General features: G+C 64.3%; 13 protein-coding genes and 1 pseudogene. 12 read left to right on the top strand and 2 right to left on the bottom strand.

Translation table 11 applies throughout. The features are described from left to right. The first annotated feature begins 13 nt into the window (after positions 1–13). The 11 genes from rsxB to Q1M07_RS07495 all read left to right on the top strand — a co-directional run bounded on the left by rsxB (position 14) and on the right by Q1M07_RS07495 (position 13454). Entirely contained in the window at positions 14–535 is a 522-nt protein-coding gene (gene rsxB / locus Q1M07_RS07445; protein ID WP_300452614.1) for an electron transport complex subunit RsxB, read from the top strand. Between the two features lie 10 nt (positions 536–545). Beyond that, complete coding sequence (gene rsxC / locus Q1M07_RS07450; protein ID WP_300452591.1) at positions 546–2276, top strand: electron transport complex subunit RsxC; 1731 nt, start codon at positions 546–548, stop codon at positions 2274–2276. Continuing rightward, positions 2273–3298 (top strand): RnfABCDGE type electron transport complex subunit D, encoded by a 1026-nt coding sequence (locus Q1M07_RS07455; RefSeq protein WP_300452594.1) that lies wholly within the window; start codon positions 2273–2275, stop codon positions 3296–3298. Before rsxC ends, Q1M07_RS07455 begins: the two co-directional genes overlap by 4 nt. Further along, positions 3295–3966 (top strand): electron transport complex subunit RsxG, encoded by a 672-nt coding sequence (rsxG, locus tag Q1M07_RS07460; RefSeq protein ID WP_300452596.1) that lies wholly within the window; start codon positions 3295–3297, stop codon positions 3964–3966. The genes Q1M07_RS07455 and rsxG overlap by 4 nt, the downstream gene beginning before the upstream one ends. Then, positions 3963–4658 (top strand): electron transport complex subunit E, encoded by a 696-nt coding sequence (locus tag Q1M07_RS07465; protein WP_300452598.1) that lies wholly within the window; start codon positions 3963–3965, stop codon positions 4656–4658. The genes rsxG and Q1M07_RS07465 overlap by 4 nt, the downstream gene beginning before the upstream one ends. A 22-nt stretch (positions 4659–4680) precedes the next feature. Continuing rightward, positions 4681–5337, top strand: coding sequence for an endonuclease III (gene nth, locus Q1M07_RS07470; RefSeq protein WP_300452616.1), 657 nt, complete (start codon positions 4681–4683; stop codon positions 5335–5337). Next, on the top strand, positions 5334–6446 hold the full coding sequence (locus Q1M07_RS07475) for an FIST C-terminal domain-containing protein (RefSeq protein WP_300452600.1): 1113 nt from the start codon (positions 5334–5336) through the stop codon (positions 6444–6446). The genes nth and Q1M07_RS07475 overlap by 4 nt, the downstream gene beginning before the upstream one ends. Then, a complete protein-coding gene (locus tag Q1M07_RS07480) occupies positions 6427–6855 on the top strand; it encodes a DUF1841 family protein (RefSeq protein ID WP_300452602.1) in 429 nt (142 codons plus the stop codon). The genes Q1M07_RS07475 and Q1M07_RS07480 overlap by 20 nt, the downstream gene beginning before the upstream one ends. 489 nt (positions 6856–7344) lie before the next feature. Further along, complete coding sequence (locus Q1M07_RS07485; protein WP_300452604.1) at positions 7345–11880, top strand: ankyrin repeat domain-containing protein; 4536 nt, start codon at positions 7345–7347, stop codon at positions 11878–11880. Positions 11881–12046: 166 nt separating this feature from the next. Beyond that, entirely contained in the window at positions 12047–12316 is a 270-nt protein-coding gene (locus Q1M07_RS07490; protein ID WP_300452606.1) for a metal-sensing transcriptional repressor, read from the top strand. Between the two features lie 10 nt (positions 12317–12326). Then, entirely contained in the window at positions 12327–13454 is a 1128-nt protein-coding gene (locus Q1M07_RS07495) for a nickel/cobalt efflux protein RcnA (protein ID WP_300452608.1), read from the top strand. An 8-nt stretch (positions 13455–13462) separates the two neighbouring features. Here Q1M07_RS07495 and Q1M07_RS07500 read toward each other — a convergent pair whose 3' ends face one another. Both Q1M07_RS07500 and Q1M07_RS07505 read right to left on the bottom strand, forming a co-directional pair. Continuing rightward, on the bottom strand, positions 13463–13702 hold the full coding sequence (locus Q1M07_RS07500) for a thioredoxin family protein (protein WP_300452610.1): 240 nt from the start codon (positions 13700–13702) through the stop codon (positions 13463–13465). A 15-nt stretch (positions 13703–13717) separates the two neighbouring features. After that, positions 13718–15154: a permease gene (locus tag Q1M07_RS07505; protein ID WP_300452612.1), complete on the bottom strand. Its 1437-nt coding sequence runs from the start codon at positions 15152–15154 to the stop codon at positions 13718–13720. Positions 15155–15457: 303 nt separating this feature from the next. On the opposite strand from Q1M07_RS07505, the pseudogene Q1M07_RS07510 reads away from it, so the two are divergent. Beyond that, a pseudogene (locus Q1M07_RS07510) lies at positions 15458–16501 on the top strand (transketolase); the annotation flags it as partial.

A 16501-nucleotide genomic window follows, 5' to 3' on the forward strand; every position in this document is an offset into this window, starting at 1 on the left:
TACCTTGGCGATCATGGCACTCGGCGCCATCGTCCTGGGCGCGGCGCTCGGTTATGCGTCGATCAAGTTCAAGGTGGAAGGCGATCCGCTGGTCGAAAAAATCGAGGCGATCCTGCCGCAGACGCAGTGCGGCCAGTGCGGTTACCCGGGCTGCAAGCCCTACGCGGCGGCCATCTCGGCCGGTGAAGCCGATATCAACCTGTGCCCGCCGGGCGGCATGGACGGCGTGCGCAAGCTGGCCGACCTGTTGGGCCGTGAAGTCAAGCCGCTCGAGGCCGAGGAGAAGCCCAAACAGGTGGCGACGATCGATGAGCAGACGTGCATCGGCTGTACCTTGTGCATCCAGGCCTGTCCGGTAGACGCCATCGTAGGCGCCGCCAAGCAGATGCATACCGTTGTCGAGCCGTTGTGTACGGGTTGCGAGCTGTGCGTCAAGCCGTGCCCGGTCGAGTGCATCCAGATGCTGCCGATCAACGAGAATCTCGACAACTGGAAGTGGAAGTACCCGGTGATCGAAATCAAGCGTGCCGCGTAAGGCGAGCCAGATGCGGCAACGATTATTCGGCTTCAAGGGCGGCGTCAAACCACCGACCCACAAAGCGCCTTCACTGCACGAGCCGATCGGCCAGGCGCCGCTCCCGGCGCGCCTCTACGTGCCCTTGCATCAGAACATCGGCGGTGCGTCGACGCCGCTCGTCGAGACCGGCGAGCGCGTTCTCAAGGGGCAATTGATCGGCGCCGCCGACGGCTGGGTGTCGGCGGCCGTGCATGCGCCGACTTCCGGAACGGTGCTCGCCGTCGAGGAGCACGTGGCGGCGCATCCCTCCGGTTTGCCGACACTCTCGGTGCTCATCGAAGCCGATGGCCGCGACGAATGGTTGCCTCGCACGACGCTCGATTACCGCAGTCTGGCTCCCGAGCAGGTGCGCGAAGTCCTGCGCGACGCTGGTGTCGTCGGCCTCGGCGGCGCGGCGTTTCCGAGTCACGCCAAACTGACTCCGGCGCGAGCGGTGCCGGTGAACGAACTGGTCATCAACGGCGCCGAGTGCGAGCCGTACATGACCTGCGACGACATGCTGATGCGCGAGCGGGCCGAGGAAGTCGTGTGTGGGACGGCCATTTTTCGCCACTTGCTGGGTGCCCGGCGGGTCCTGATCGGCATCGAGGACAACAAGCCCGAAGCGGTCGCCGCGATGCAGCAAGCCGTCCGCCGTCTGGGTGAAGATTACGAAGTCGTGGCCGTTCCGACGCGCTACCCGGCGGGCGGCGCGAAACAGCTCATCCGCGTACTGACCGGCAAGGAAGTTCCGGCCAGCAAGCGCTCGACCGACCTCGGCGTGCAGTGCTTCAACGTGGCCACCGTCTACACCGCCTATCGTGCGCTGGTGCACGGCGAGCCGGTGATTTCGCGCATCGTCACGCTGACCGGCAACGTGGAGCGGCCTCGCAACTGGGAGGTCCGGCTCGGCACGCCGCTGCGCGACCTGGTCGCGCTCGGCCGACCGAAAGCCGATACCGAGCGCTATCTGATGGGTGGTCCGATGATGGGCTTCGATATGCCCAGCCTCGATGCGCCAGTGGTCAAGGCGACCAACTGCATTATCGCCGCTTCACCGGCCCTGTTTCCGGCCAGTCCGCCCGAGATGCCGTGCATTCGCTGCGGCGCGTGCGCCGAGGTTTGTCCGCACGAACTTCAGCCCTTCGAACTGTATTGGTTCGCGCGCGCGCGAAATTTCGGGAAGACGCAGGAATATTACCTCTTCGATTGCATCGAATGCGGTTGCTGTAGCTACGTTTGTCCGTCGCACATTCCGCTGGTCCAGTACTTCCGCTTTGCCAAGAGCGAGATCTGGGCGCGCGAGCGGGAAAAAAATGCGGCCGACGCCGCCAAGGCGCGCTTCGAACTGCGCAACGCGCGTGAGGAGCGCGAGAAAGCCGAAAAGGCCGAGCGTCTGGCGAGAGCGGCTGCCGCCAGGACGGCCGAAAAGAAGACGGGAACGACGAGTGCCGACGCCTCTCCGGCCAGCGAATCGGCGACGCCGGCCGCTCCGCTGGTCGACGCGGAGGCGGTCAAGAAGGCCACCATCGTTGCCGCCATGGAGCGCGCACGCGCTCAGCGCGAAGCTCAGCCACCGAGAAACACCGCCGCGTTGAGCGCCGAGCAGCAAAAAGCGGTCGCCGAGATCGAGGCGCGGCGGGCTGCCGCCCTGCCACTGAGTACATCGGCGGAGGCGCCACCGGTTCACGTTACCGAGCGGGAGCGCGGCGGGCCGTGAGTGAGTTCACGACACCGCCTTACCTGCTCCTCGAGCGGACCAGCGTGCGCCGCGTCATGCTGCAGGTGCTGCTCGCCTTGTTACCCGGAATCGGAGCTTACGTCTGGCTGATCGGTCCGCTTGTCCTGCTGCAGTTGGCCGTCGCCACCGTTGCCGCCCTCGGGGGAGAGGCGCTGATGCTGGCCTTGCGCCGCAAGCCGCTGACCCTGTTTCTGACCGACGGCAGCGCGATCGTCACCGCCTGGCTGATCGCCCTGGCTTTCCCGCCGCTGGCTCCCTGGTGGCTGATTGCCGTCGGCGCGCTGTTTGCCATCATCGTCGCCAAACATCTCTACGGCGGGCTCGGCCAGAACCCGTTCAACCCGGCGATGGTCGCTTTCGCCGTGTGCATCGTTTCGTTCCCCGCGCTGATGTCGCAGTGGCCGGCGCTCGGGCTCAAGCTGACGCTGCTCGAACAGGTGCAGATCGTCGCCGGACTGGCGCCGCGCATCGACGTGATGAGCGGCGCCACGCCGCTTGATGCGATCAAGACGGCCTTGAAACTGGGCGACGGCAACGTCGACGTGCCGACACTGCTGGCGACGCAGGACGTTTTCGGTAACTTCGCCGGTCGCGGCTGGGAGTGGGTCGCTGCCGGCTATCTGCTCGGTGGGCTGTGGTTGTGGCAACGCCGGGTCATCGGCTGGCACGCTCCGCTCGGCTTCATCGGAGGTATTTCGCTGCTGGCCGGCGCCTTTTGGCTTTGGAATCCGCTGCAGTTCGCCAATCCGCTGTTCCACTTGTTTTCCGGCGGCGCGATGCTCGGCGCGTTTTTCATCGTGACTGACCCGGTGTCCGGTTGCACGACGGCGAAAGGCAAGCTGATCTTCGGATTTCTGGCCGGCGTACTGGCTTACGTTATACGTGTCTTCGGTGGCTATCCGGACGGCGTCGCCTTTTCGGTATTGTTGATGAATCTCTGCGTGCCGCTGATCGACATGTACTCGCAGCCGCCGATCTTCGGCATGAAGAACGAGAAATGACGCCACCGGTGAAGACGCCGACAGCGGCCGGCATGGCACTGCGCACCGCAGTCATCCTGCTCGTCTTCGTGGTCGTGTTTACCAGCCTGCTGGCCGCGGTGTTCCTTTGGACCCAACCGGCGATCGAGGCGGCGGCGGCGGCCGAGAAAATGAAGCTGATCGGCGAGGTGCTGCCGCCCGCGGTGTACGATAACGATCTGCTGAACGATCGACGGCGACTCGCTCCCAGCGCCGCGCTGGGCCTCGACGAAACTTCGACGGCTTACCTGGCGCGCCAGGGCGGCAAGCCTAGCGCGCTGGTCTTCGAGGCTGTGGCACCCGATGGTTATGCCGGCAAGATCCGCCTGTTGATCGCTGTCGCCGCCGACGGCACCCTGCTCGGCGTGCGTGTGACACAACACAAGGAAACCCCTGGGCTTGGGGACTACATTGAGCCGCGCAAGGACAAGAACAAGCAACATCCCTGGATTACGCAGTTCGACGGGCTCTCGCTGGCGACGGTGGCCGATCACGAATGGCGTGTGCGCAAGGATGGCGGCCGCTTCGATTCGGTCGCCGGGGCGACGATCACGCCGCGCGCCGTGATCCGGGCGGTGCGCAGGGCCTTGCAGTACGTCGCCGAAAACCGCCAGCAACTGTTCGCCTCATCCTTGGGAGAGGACCCATGATCAACCGTGACGAATTCCGCCAGATCAGGAACAACGGCGTTTGGCAACAGAACACCAGCCTGGTGCAGATCCTCGGTCTGTGTCCCTTGCTGGCGGTGACCACCAACCTGGTCAACGGCGTCATGCTGTCGCTGGCGACGATCATCGTCATGGCGATCTCCAACCTCGCCGTCGCCTCGTTGCGCAACCTGATCCCACACGAAATTCGCATTCCGGTGTTCATCCTGATCGTCGCCGCGCTGGTCACCGTGGTCGATCTGCTCTTCAACGCGCAGCTCCACGAACTGTATCTGGTGCTCGGCATCTTCATTCCCTTGATCGTCACCAACTGCATCGTGCTGGCGCGCGTCGAGGCTTTCGCGAACAAGAATCCGCCGCTGCAGTCGCTGCTCGACGGTGTTTTCATGGGCGTCGGCATGTTGTGGACCTTGGCTCTGCTCGGCGGACTGCGCGAGCTGATCGGCGGCGGCACGCTGCTGTCCGGTATCGACATGGTTTTTCCGGCACTGCAGCCGCTGCAGTTGCTGCCGGCCGATTATCCCGGCCTGTTGCTGGCCATCCTGCCGCCCGGCGCCTTCATCTTGCTTGGCTGTCTGATTGCCTGGAAGAACTGGGTCGAAGCGCGCGTCGCCGCGCGCACCCCACCCGGTCCACATCGGGCGCCACCCGTGGCGGCCTTCGGCGATGCCTGACGTGAGCGGCGCAGCGACCGTATTGAGCGGCGTGCAGTGCCACGAACTGTTTTCGCGCCTGCGTTCGGCGAATCCGCAGCCGACCACCGAACTTTCCTACGACACTCCCTTCCAGCTCTTGATCGCCGTCATTCTGTCGGCCCAGGCGACCGACAAGAGCGTCAATCTGGCGACCCGGCAGCTGTTCGCCGACGCCCCCACGCCGCAAGCGATGCTGGCGCTCGGCGAGAGCGGCCTGCTGCCCTACATCGACCGCATCGGTCTCTACCGGAACAAGGCGCGCCATGTTGTCGCCACCTGCCGGCAATTGCTCGAACGGCATGACGGCGAAGTGCCCCGCTCGCGCGCGGAGCTCGAGGCGCTGCCGGGCGTCGGCCGCAAGACCGCCAACGTCGTTCTCAATACCGCTTTCGGCGAAGCAACGATTGCCGTCGATACGCATATCTTTCGCGTTGCCAAGCGTAGCGGCCTGGCGGCCGGCACGACGCCGCTGGCCGTCGAACGCGAACTGCTGCAAGCCGTGCCGGAAGAGTTCAGAAAATCTGCTCACCACTGGCTTCTCCTTCACGGCCGCTATGTCTGCAAGGCGCGCCAGCCCGCCTGCCCGAGCTGCCTCATCGCCGACCTGTGCGCCTGGCCGGAGAAGGTTGGTGGTCTCACCGAGGCGGCCAGCCAGTGAGCGTTGGCAGCGCTCTCGTGGCCGGCAACGACCCGCTGCCCAGCCTGGCCGAGCGTGCGCTCGCGCGAGCACTCGAGAAGACCGGCGAACGACAGGCCAATGGCGTCTTGCTCTTCCTCACCGCCGAGTATTCCCGCCACGCGCAGCAGACCGTCACCGCCGTGGCACGTGCGGCACGTTGCACTCAGGTGGCGGGTGGCGTGGCCGCCGGCGTGTTCACCGATAGCGGCTGGGTGATCGATCGACCGGCAGCGGCCGTCATGGTCTTGGCGGGCGGAATTGCGCTGGGCCCTGCGGACACCTCCGAAGCGTGCGGTGAGCCGCTTCTCGGCTATACCGACAGCCACTTCCCGGCTGCTTGGGCTGGCGGCGCAAGAAAGTACTTCGGTGGCAGCTTCACCGGCGCCGCGGGCCTCGTCGAACCGTTGGCCTGGCAGCAAAGCCGCCTGGCCGCCCACTGCCGTGTGCAACTGCTCGGTACCCAGGTCGCGGTCGACGTCTCACTGGGCTGGCGGTTGCTGGGCGGCGCCCAGACAGTCGAGAGCAGCAAGGCTTACGCGCTGCTCGCCCTGGGCGGTTGCGAAGCGCACGAAAGCTTGTCGCGCGCGCTCCGCGAGGCTGGCCACAGCGGCTGGCCGCCGGCGAGCGCCTTGTGCGCCGTCCTGATCAATTCCGGCGCCGAGGCCAGCGCCTCGTTTGCCGGCGGCAGGTCTCACCCGATTGCCATCCTCGACATCGGCCGCCACGGCGCGGTGACCCTGGCCGAGCGGGTGACCGCCGGGCAACGCCTGGCCTGGGCGATTCGCCTGCCGCGCGCGGCCGAGGAAGACATGTGTCAGTGTGTCGCCCGTCTGGCGACGGTCGCCCCCGACCCACTGGCCGGCGTCGTTTTTTCGTGTATCGGTCGCGGTCCCTTTTTCCACGATGGCGAGGATCGTGACGTCGAATGCCTGCGCGAACGCTTTCCGTGCCTGCCGCTGATCGGTACCTATGGCACCGGGCAGATCGCGCCGAATGCGGCGGGCGGCAATCTGCTGTTGCAGAATGCCGTGGTCACCGCCTTGCTGAACCAACCCGCCGGGAGTGCCGATGTTCAATCCGAGCCGTGAACAGGTCCGGCGCTTCTTTTGCGAGGCTTGGCGAAAACACCGCGCCGGTTCGATCCTCGAGGGCGCCGAGGTCGTTGCCGCCGACCTGATCGCTCATCACCCCGAATACCATCGCCTGCTCGAAAACCCGGACGCCGCGCTGGAGCGGGAATTCACTCCCGAGAGCGGGCAGACCAACCCCTTCCTCCACTTGTCCTTGCATCTGGCCGTCGCCGAGCAGATCAGCATCGACCAGCCGCCCGGAATCCGCGCCGCCTATCAGACGTTGCGCGCCCGGTTCGACGTGCACGCGGCGGAACACGCCATCCTCGAGTGTCTTGGTGAGGCGCTGTGGCGTGCCCAGGGGCAAGCCCAGGCCATCGACCAGGCGGCCTACCTCGAGTCGATACGGCGGCTGACGCGCCACTGAGCGCGGCCGCCGGCGCCGCCGCGAAACCGAATCTGGCCGTGCGCGGCGAGTTGTGCGCCCGCGAAGCCTCCGCTGGTACTTGGCGATGACTGGGCGGCGTGGCGTGCGCCGGCGACGCTCTTGACTTTGCTCGCCCGCCCTCGGCATACTCGACTCGACTCCTGGCTGGTGGTGGTTTTCAAGGAGATCCTGCTTATTCAGCCACTTGGATAAACTCGTTAGCGGTGAACCGATTGGGATCGAACCTCGCGATTGTCTTTCACTCCTGCCGCGAGTCGCCCTTGTGGGGAGTGCCTTCGCTCTCTCGTTCAGGGCGCTTGACGTGGCGCGGTGCCGTTGCCTGCCCTGCGTGCGGTGCCAGCTTGCGCTCGATGCCCGAACGGCCGGTGGTTGCGGCAGTTCCGTTCGCGCCCGTGCCGGGAATCCGTCGCCAAGCGGTGACGTGGCATGAGATCGGGCGCCCGGAGTTGCTGCTGGAGTCTCGCGGCGATGGGTAAGCCTAGGCCCTATGTGTCACCACGGGACGTCAACGGTAAGCTGGAGTTCGCGGTTTTTCTGTCATCGCCGACCGACTGCAACGAACTGCGCCAGTCCGCCGAAGCCGTGTTGACTAAGCTGAACTTACGCTATCCATTCGAGAAGCGGCTGTGGTTGCGTGCGAGTAGTTTTTCCCACCTGTCGTTCGGTGTCGGCGCTCCGGCGCAAGAAGATATCGAGGCCCAGCTTCCGATGGCATTGGAGCGGCACCCGATCGTGCTGGGTTTTGCCGACCAGCGCCTAGGTCCGCAAACCCGGAAAGAGATGCTGACAGCGGTCAACGCGGCGGAGCCGCGGCCGTTTACGCTGTTCTTCATCGCCAAGCACTCAAGGGTAGATTGGCGCGACAGCTCGGGCCGTCAGGCACGCGAGGAACTCCAGGTGTTTGCGCAGGATTTGGAGAAGATTCACGACGGCGTCGTGTTCGACTTCAGCACGCGCGAAGGATTTACCACGCTTGTCGAGGAGAAGCTGGCAAGATACTTGGAAAGCTACTTGAAGGAGCTCGACCCCGCGCCCGCCGTGATTCCGGCGCACGACCCTTGGCCGCCAGAGGTCTCTCCCTATCCTGGCCTGCCGGCGATGCGCTTCGAAGATCGTAAGCGCTTTGTTGGCCGCGACGATGAACTCGCCGCTTGCTTGAGAATGCTCTGTGAAGAGGGTAGGCGTGTCCTCTTCGTGCGCGGTCCGTCGGGCATTGGCAAGTCCTCGCTGCTGATGGCCGGACTCTTGCCGCGGCTGTTGGAACGTGTGGCTGGTACGGCCTTGATCGTCAGTCTTGGCGATGGCGAGAGCGTAGACCGCGCGATCGATCCCTTCCTCGCGCTGGCGCGCGCCACGCTGGTTCGACCTGATGGGCAATCGGGTGCGTTGAGCGGTGGGAACGATCAAGTCTTACGTCTGGCAAGAAAACTGGCGCATAGCAACGAGGGCATCCGGCAGGTACTGGACGAATGTTCGGCGTTGCCCAAGTCGGCACAAGCCACGGTTCTATGCCTCGACCAGGCAGAGTACCTGACCGGCCGCTGCGAGTCGGGCGCGGTCCGCGAATTTACTACCCTGTTGCAGCGCTCACTCGATGCTGGCGGATTAACGGTATTGTGTACCTGGCGCGACGAGGACAGCCGCTTCTTCGAAGCAGAGGACTTTGCCGGTTTGCGTGGCTTGTCGGACGGTAACGTTTTCAGTTTGGGGCCGCTGAACCGTAGCGGCTTGGTGGGAGCAATCCGCGAGCCCGCACGGCGGGCGGGGTACGACGTTGATTCGTCGTTGATTGACCAGTTGGTCGTCGACGTCGCGGCGCAGCCCAATTCGCTGCCCTTGCTCGCTGCGGCGCTGCACGATATTCACCAGCGATGGTACGCCGAGTGGCGGCAGGCGCCGGCCGACGCCCGTCCGTCGCGGATATTTTCGAAGGATTTGTACACTGATCTGCGCGAAATCGTAGATCGCCTCGACGAGAAGGCACTGGCGCTGGCCAGTGACGACGAGCGTGCCGAGCTGGGTACCCTTTTCTGGGGCCTCGTGCGGTTTGACGGGCGACGCCCGTACGCCGTTGCCATGGACCGTAGCACGCTGGGTGCCAGGAGCGCGCGCGCCCGCCTGACCGAGCAGCTAGTCGGCGCGCGACTACTCCTGGCGACGGGAGGCAAGATCGAGCTGGCGCACTCCCGGCTACTCGATCTATGGTGGCGACTGGCCACTTGGATAGACGATCAGCGCGCCGATCTCGAATCCTTCGCCTATTGGCACCTGCGCGCGGAGCGCTGGGTGAACAGAGGGCGCGACACCGCCCACCTCTTGTCTTGGGAAGAGGCCGCGTCGGCGGAGAAACTGCTGCGGTGCCTCGCCCGGTACCTGAGCGAGTCCGACCTGCGCCACCAGCAAGTGACGGCTCTGGTCAGGGAATCGCTCCGCATTCGGGGTTTCCTCGAAGGCATCAGGAAGGTCGACTTCGACATGATCTGCGCTGGGCTGGCGGCGGGTGCCGAGTTGAGCGAGCAGGAGTGCGGTCAGAGTTGGGCCTTTTACAAGGCGATGCGCGGGGATTACGGTGTGCATTTCAGCGACGCCGAGCGTGAGCAGGTGGCTAACCGCGGCTTTCGACCATCGCACTTCGCCGCGCTGGCGAACAACGTGGCGATGCTGCGTGAATTCCCAGCAGACGTTACCTGGCTCGACCGTAGCTCGCAGGGTGGCTGGACGCCCTTGCACATGGCTGCCTATACCGGCGCCCTCCTGGCCGCCGATTGGCTGGTTCGCGCCGGGTGCCGGCCTGACTCGTTGACGTTCGACGGTTACACGCCATTGGGCATCGCTTGTAATCGCGGTCACCGCGAGGTGGTGGACTACCTCTTGTACTGCGGCGCGGCACTCGACGGTGGCGGGGGCACGCCGCAGCTTCCCCCGCTGTTTGCGGCTGTGGCGGCAAGCGATCGGGGCATGGTCGAATTGTTGTTGGCGAAGGGAGCCAATGCCAACTCCGTGGCACCCGACGGGACGACGCTGTTGCAGAGCGCCGCGTCGTCCGGTGATGCGCGGATAGTGCTTGAGTTGCTGGCTCACGGTGCGCCAATCGACGCGCGCGACCCGTCGGGTCTGACGTCGCTACACCGAGCCATCGCCGCCGGTCATACGGAAATCGTCACGCAACTGCTGGCGCACGGCGCCGACCCATTCGCCCGGGTGGAGCCAAGTGCCGCCGACGATGGGAGCGGAGCCAGCGCTTTGCATGTGGCCTCGGCGCATGGCCGGCTCGACCTCTGCCGTTTGCTGCTCGAACGCGTGCCACGATTGTTGAACGGGGTCGACAGCGATGGCTTGACGCCATTGCATGTCTCGGCCGCGCAAGGTCAGGCGGCCGTTTTCGAGTTCCTGCTGGACGCCGGGGCGGATGTCGCCGCACGCGATGCCTGGGGTCAAACGGCGCTCACCGTCGCCGCACGCGAGGGTTTGGTCGACGCGGTCCGCGCTTTCCACTCTCGTTTCGCTACTGGACTGCTCGCGACCGAAGCGGTGACCAGCGTGCCCAGCACTACGCGCAGTGGCGTGTCTGGCCTTACGCTTCTGCACTGCGCTGCGCGATCGGGCCAAGCCGAGTGCTGCGACGTGCTGCTCGAACTCGCTCCGGCGCTGCTCGAGATGCGCTGTGTGGATGGCTACACGGCATTGCATCTGGCGGCGGCCGGTGGACACATCGAGGTCCTGACATTGCTGATGCGGCGAGGTGCGCGGTTGTCAGATTCGGCGGGTAACGGCCTACAGGCGCTGCATCTCGCCGCGATGGCGGGACACGACGAGGCATGCCGCTGGATCGTGAACAAGAGCCAGGGCGAGGTGGACTGCAACGCACGTGGGCTCGAACAGGCGACAGCGCTGCACCTGGCGATCCTAGGGGTGCCAAACGAACACCTGCGCAGGACGGTGGGAACATTGCTCGAACTCGGAGCCGACCCCGACCTCGCCATGCAGGACGGGCGAACGGCTCTCCATCTGGCTGTCGAGCGTCACGATGTGGATCTGGTGGACGACCTGCTGAAGGCCGGGGCAAGCACGGCGCTCCGCGATGCGCAGCAGCGTACCCCGCTGCTTGCTGCGCTTGCCACGGGCAACGATGTATGCGGCAGCCTGCTGCGTTGGGCCGATCCGGCGGCGGCGGACGAGGCGCGACACCTGCCCTGGGTGGCGCTTAGTCAGGACGCCTGTGAACTCGCTGCGGCGGCTGTCGAGGAGATGAGTGCCGCAGGTGCCGAGCCGCCGAGGTGGCTGTCTGTGCCTGTTCTCAGATCGGCTTGGCAGGACTTGCCGCGCGCCGAGCTGATCGAACTGCTCGCGACGCTGGACGCCTATCAGGCGGAAGACGGCAAGCCGCGTACGCTGCAGGCGCTTGTTCCAACCGGCGTGCGCGCACTCGCCTTGCCATTCTATCCGGGCTTCAGCCTGGTCGAGCTGGCGCTGATCGAACGATCGGGCAACCCGCCCTGCGCCTGTGTGATGGCTTTGCTGTGGGGCCGGCGCGCCGAGTTCCGCCTGCCGGTCGCCTCGCCGCGTTGCTTGCTGGTGCTCGACGGGGGGGCCGCGTCGCTACACTTGGTCAGTTGCCGCCTGCCGATCACGCTGGATAACGAGGCCGATGCGACCCTGTTCTTGCGGCTTTTCTCGGGCTATCTGCGGGGCGCTGAGGACAACTTCGTGATCATCGATTCGTTTGCTGAGCTCAATCTGCCGGACGAAGCAGGGCGGCGGGCCTGGAGGTCGGTCGAAACGCAGATTACGCCGCTGATCTGCACTGACCACAGCGAGAATAGCTACTATTTCTCGGCAACGGTCTTATATCGCTCCATTCTTTACAGGACGAGGCTGCGTGTGGACCGCTGTGGTTTCGTCCGTATGGAGAGTGATGACCGGCTCACGTCGCAGCCAATGCCGATCGGCGAGATACGTTGGTCTCCAGACGGTTGCCGCTTGCTGCGAACTGGCAGTCTCTGACAGAGGTCAGGTAGCCAGGGCAATCGCATGACAGTCAACGTCGTAACCTCTAGAAAGTAGTCTTTTTCCCTCGGGGTGGTGTTTCTACGCTGGGTGGGCAAGTTCATGCGGCCTTCCTCGATACCCGTTGACTTGATTTATCCTATCCTGGGGGATAGGATAAATCATGAGCACACACACATCCCATCCCGAAATCATCAAGCGTCTGAGGCGGGCCGAAGGGCACCTCAAGAGCATCATCGCCATGGTCGAAGGCAATCGCAACTGCCTGGAAATCGCCCAGCAACTGCAGGCCGTCGAAAGCGCCGTCGGCAACGCCAAGAAGATTCTGGTGCACGATCACATCGACCATTGCCTCGAACACGCGGTGCGCAACGCTTCGCAAAGCGCGGACGAAACCATCCGCGAGTTCAAAGCGATTACCAAATACCTGTGAAGGAAAGTCGATGAACAGTTTTTCCGTGCTGCTGGCGCAAGGCACGGCCAGTGCTTGGTTTTTTATCCCCAGCGCCATCCTGCTCGGCGGCCTGCATGGTCTCGAACCCGGCCACTCCAAGACGATGATGGCGGCCTTCATCGTTGCCATTCGCGGCACGGTGGCGCAAGCCGTTCTGCTTGGGCTATCGGCGACGGTTTCCCATACGGCCGTGGTCTGGGTCATCGCGCTCGGCGGGATGTACTTCGGCCAGAAATGGGATGCCGAAACCAGCGAGCCCTTTCTCCAGGTCGTGTCCGCCGCCCTGATCATCGGCGTCGCGCTGTGGATGATCTGGCGGACCTGGCGCCAGCAGCAGTTTGCCCAGGTGGGTGATGGCCACGAGCACGACCATCATCATGACGAGAGCAAGCGAATCGACACCGGCCACGGTGTCGTACGGCTGGAAGTGTTCGAAAAGGGTGTGCCGCCGCGTTTCCGCCTGTTCCACGAAAGTCGCCATGGGCACGCCTGGACAGCCGATCAGGTGAGGATCGAAACCGAGCGGCCGGACGGTAGCCGCCAGACATTCGGTTTCGTGCAGCGCGACGGTTTCGTCGAGTCCGAGCAGGACATTCCGGAACCGCACGAGTTCGTCGCTCGCCTGCGCCTGGGTCATGAGAAACACAGCCACGACTACGACGTGGAATTCGTCGAGCACGACGACCATCATCACCATGCGATCAAGGACTACGATGGCTTGGACGTGTCGGCGCCGGGTTATCAGGATCCGCACGAACTGGCGCACGCCAACGACATCCGCCGCCGTTTCGCCAATCGGGACGTCACCACCGGACAGATCGTCATGTTTGGCTTGACGGGCGGGCTGATTCCCTGCCCAGCCTCGATCACCGTCCTCTTGCTGTGTTTGCAGCTCAAGGAGATCACGCTCGGCGCGACCCTGGTGCTGTGCTTCAGTATCGGCCTGGCCTTGACGATGGTTCTCTCGGGCGCCCTGGCCGCCTTGAGCGTGAAGCACGTTGCCGGGCGCTGGAATGGTTTCGGCGAACTCGCGCGGAAAGCGCCGTATGTCTCCGGCGCGCTCATCCTGCTCGTCGGCCTCTACCTTGGCTATCAAGGGCTACGAGCGCTGGCCTGAACCGGTCATCACGGCGTCGGTTTCAGCCAGCCGGCGATCTCGTCGCGGCTCGGTATTCTTCCCGCCACCTTCACTTCGCCATCGATCACCAATGCCGGAGTGGTCATGATTGGGTAGGCCATGATCTTGTCCATGTCGCGTACGTGATCGAACTCCGCTTCCACTCCGAGTTCAGCCGCCGCTTGACGAGCGAGTTGTTCGAGCCGCTGGCACTTCGCGCAGCCGCTGCCGAGAATCTTGATTTGCATGATGCTTCCTTGGTTTCAGTGGAACGGTACGGCTCGTGATCGCTCGATCAGTTGGAGCGCAATGATCGGCGCCAGGATACCGGCGCCAACGATCAGCGCCAGTGTTGTCAGGGGCGTACCATCGACCCAGGCGCCATAGGTCAGTCCGGCAACGGTCGAGAACAAAGCGACCAGGCCAACATAGGTCCAGGCCTTGAGCTTGCCGATGATGGCCGAGCTTATCAGGATGCTTTGCAGCGAGAGTTCCGGATCGGCCATCAGATAGGCGATCAGCGGACCGGGATGCATGCCGAGCGAAAGAAACATCTTGGCGATAGGCACTTCGACCAAGGTCGGAAAATACATGAAGACACCGAACACGACACCCGCCAGGTTGGCGAGAACCGTGTTCTCGCCGGCGACGAACTGAACCCACTCAGGCCGGATGAAACTGCGGACCACTCCGACGAGAAAGACGCCGATCAGCAGCAGCGGAAAAATCATCTTGACGAAGCGCCAAGTCTCCCACAACCATTGCTGGATGTCCCAGGCGTCGAAACGCCTGGCGAGAGTAATGAGGATGGCGCAGCAAAGGCTTACCGCCAGCGTACGGCCGGTGACGGTGACGGCCAGTCCTTCTTCAGCCACCCGCACACCGAGAGCCGCGAAGACCAGGGTGGCGACGGTCAGGCCGAGCGCCGCCCACGTCTGGCGAGTGAAGCCGCTATCGACCTGACCCAGACCACGCCGTGCCACGGCGCCGATGGCCAACAGCAGTCCGACAAGCGCCAGCCCTTGCAGGCTCAGACCCTCCTCACCCTTGATTTCATTGGCCGGTACAAGGCGGTCCAGAAGGTTCTGAGCGGCCAGGCCATTGAACGGCAGAACGGTACCAAATAGCGGCAGGGTGAGCCACTGCACCTTCAGCGTGCCGAAAACGAGTAGCGCCACTAAGAAGCCGAGGAACAAAAGGGTTTGCCGCCCAACGCCGGAACGCTCGGCAAACGTCGCGCTGGCTGTCGTCCGGGCATGATCGCTGCGGTGAAAGAGAAGCGCCATCAGCAGGCCGATGCCGATACCGAAGCACAAGGAGAGGATGATCCGTGCGATGGCGTAGTCGGCGCCAAGCGCGACGCCCGTGTAGGACAGCGCCAGGATGTTGGCCGCCGGCGCGAAGAAGAGAAAAGTGATGGCCGGTCCCAGACCCGCGCCCTTGGTGTAGATGCCGGCGAACAGAGGCTGCACGGTGCAGGAACAGACCGCCAACAAACTGCCGGCCGCGGCGGCGGCCGGGTAGGAGACGAACTTGGCCGTATCGGGGCCAAGAAAACGGATGATCGACTGCTGCGGCACGAGTGCCGCAAGCGCTCCCGCGATGAAAAAGGCAGGAACCAAGCAAAGCAGCACATGGGCCGCGAGATAGGAAGCCAGGCTGGCCAAGCCACTTTGCAGGGTCGCGGTGAAGACGTCCATCGGACCATTATAGGCTTCCGGAAGTGTAAAAGCGAGCTCCGCCGCTCGGCCGTTCTCGTTGGGAGCGAGCAAGCTGTCCGGGTTCGACGCAGAGCGTTTGCAAACCGCTGGGGCGGGCGTTGCCGGCAAACACGCGCAATTCGGCTGGATCACGCGTCAGGGCTGGGCAAGCCAATGGAAGGTGGCAACGCGAAGGGTTTTGATGGATAATTTGCCCATGAGACAGAATGCCTTACTCCTGATTGGCAAATCATCGTGTCCACTGCTTTTACCTCCCTGACCAGCGTCATCCGCGCCCTTGCCATGGACGCGGTCCAGCAAGCCAACTCCGGCCACCCCGGGATGCCGATGGGTATGGCCGAAATCGCCGAAGTCCTCTGGAGGTGCCACCTCCGCCACAATCCGGCCAATCCTCACTGGCCTGACCGCGATCGCTTCGTACTCTCGAACGGTCATGGGTCAATGCTGATCTACGCCCTGCTGCACCTCACCGGCTACGACGTGTCGATCGACGACCTCCGGAGTTTCCGCCAGTTTCGCTCGAAGACACCCGGGCATCCGGAAGTCGGCCATACTCCCGGCGTCGAAACGACGACGGGTCCGCTCGGCCAGGGTCTCGCCAACGCTGTCGGAATGGCGATCGCCGAAAAGGTACTGGCGGCCGACTTCAACCGGCCCGGCCACCGGGTCATCAACCATTGGACCTACGTTTTTCTCGGCGACGGTTGCTTGATGGAAGGCGTGTCGCACGAAGCCTGTTCGCTGGCTGGTACGCTAGGGCTCGGCAAGCTGATCGCCGTTTATGACGACAACGGAATCTCGATCGACGGTCAGGTCGCCGGCTGGTTCACCGACGATACGCCGAAGCGTTTCGAGGCCTACGGTTGGCAGGTCATCGCCGGGGTCGACGGACATGACAGACAGGCGATAGACAAAGCGCTGCGCGCCGCGCGCGCCGATACCGAGCGGCCGACGCTGATCTGCTGTAAGACCCGGATAGGACTCGGTTCGCCGAACAAGGCCGGGACGCACGAGGTGCACGGCGCACCACTTGGCGTTGCCGAGGTGGCGGCGACGCGCGCGCAGATCGGTTGGCCGTACCCGGCTTTCACCGTTCCGCATGAGATCTATGCGGAGTGGGATGGCCGGCTGCGTGGTCAAGCTCTGGAAGCCGACTGGGAGAGCCGGTTCGCGGCCTATCAGACGGCTTTTCCGGAACTGGCGGCGGAGTTCCTGCGGCGCATGCGCGGCGAACTGCCGACCGACTGGGCGGGCCAAGCGGGCCAGGGCCGTGGCGGGGGTGGGCCCGCCCGGGGAAAAAAAACCCCCCCCCAAGGCTGCAAAGAA

This window comes from Accumulibacter sp., from assembly GCF_029255285.1.
Lineage (GTDB): Bacteria > Pseudomonadota > Gammaproteobacteria > Burkholderiales > Rhodocyclaceae > Accumulibacter.

Coding starts and splice junctions, on each gene's coding strand:
- Q1M07_RS07500 (WP_300452610.1), bottom strand. CDS start 13,702: ATGCAAATCAAGATTCTCGGCAGCGGCTGCGCGAAGTGCCAGCGGCTC.
- Q1M07_RS07495 (WP_300452608.1), top strand. CDS start 12,327: ATGAACAGTTTTTCCGTGCTGCTGGCGCAAGGCACGGCCAGTGCTTGG.
- Q1M07_RS07505 (WP_300452612.1), bottom strand. CDS start 15,154: ATGGACGTCTTCACCGCGACCCTGCAAAGTGGCTTGGCCAGCCTGGCT.
- Q1M07_RS07490 (WP_300452606.1), top strand. CDS start 12,047: ATGAGCACACACACATCCCATCCCGAAATCATCAAGCGTCTGAGGCGG.
- rsxG (WP_300452596.1), top strand. CDS start 3,295: ATGACGCCACCGGTGAAGACGCCGACAGCGGCCGGCATGGCACTGCGC.
- Q1M07_RS07485 (WP_300452604.1), top strand. CDS start 7,345: ATGGGTAAGCCTAGGCCCTATGTGTCACCACGGGACGTCAACGGTAAG.
- Q1M07_RS07480 (WP_300452602.1), top strand. CDS start 6,427: ATGTTCAATCCGAGCCGTGAACAGGTCCGGCGCTTCTTTTGCGAGGCT.
- rsxB (WP_300452614.1), top strand. CDS start 14: ATGGCACTCGGCGCCATCGTCCTGGGCGCGGCGCTCGGTTATGCGTCG.
- Q1M07_RS07465 (WP_300452598.1), top strand. CDS start 3,963: ATGATCAACCGTGACGAATTCCGCCAGATCAGGAACAACGGCGTTTGG.
- rsxC (WP_300452591.1), top strand. CDS start 546: ATGCGGCAACGATTATTCGGCTTCAAGGGCGGCGTCAAACCACCGACC.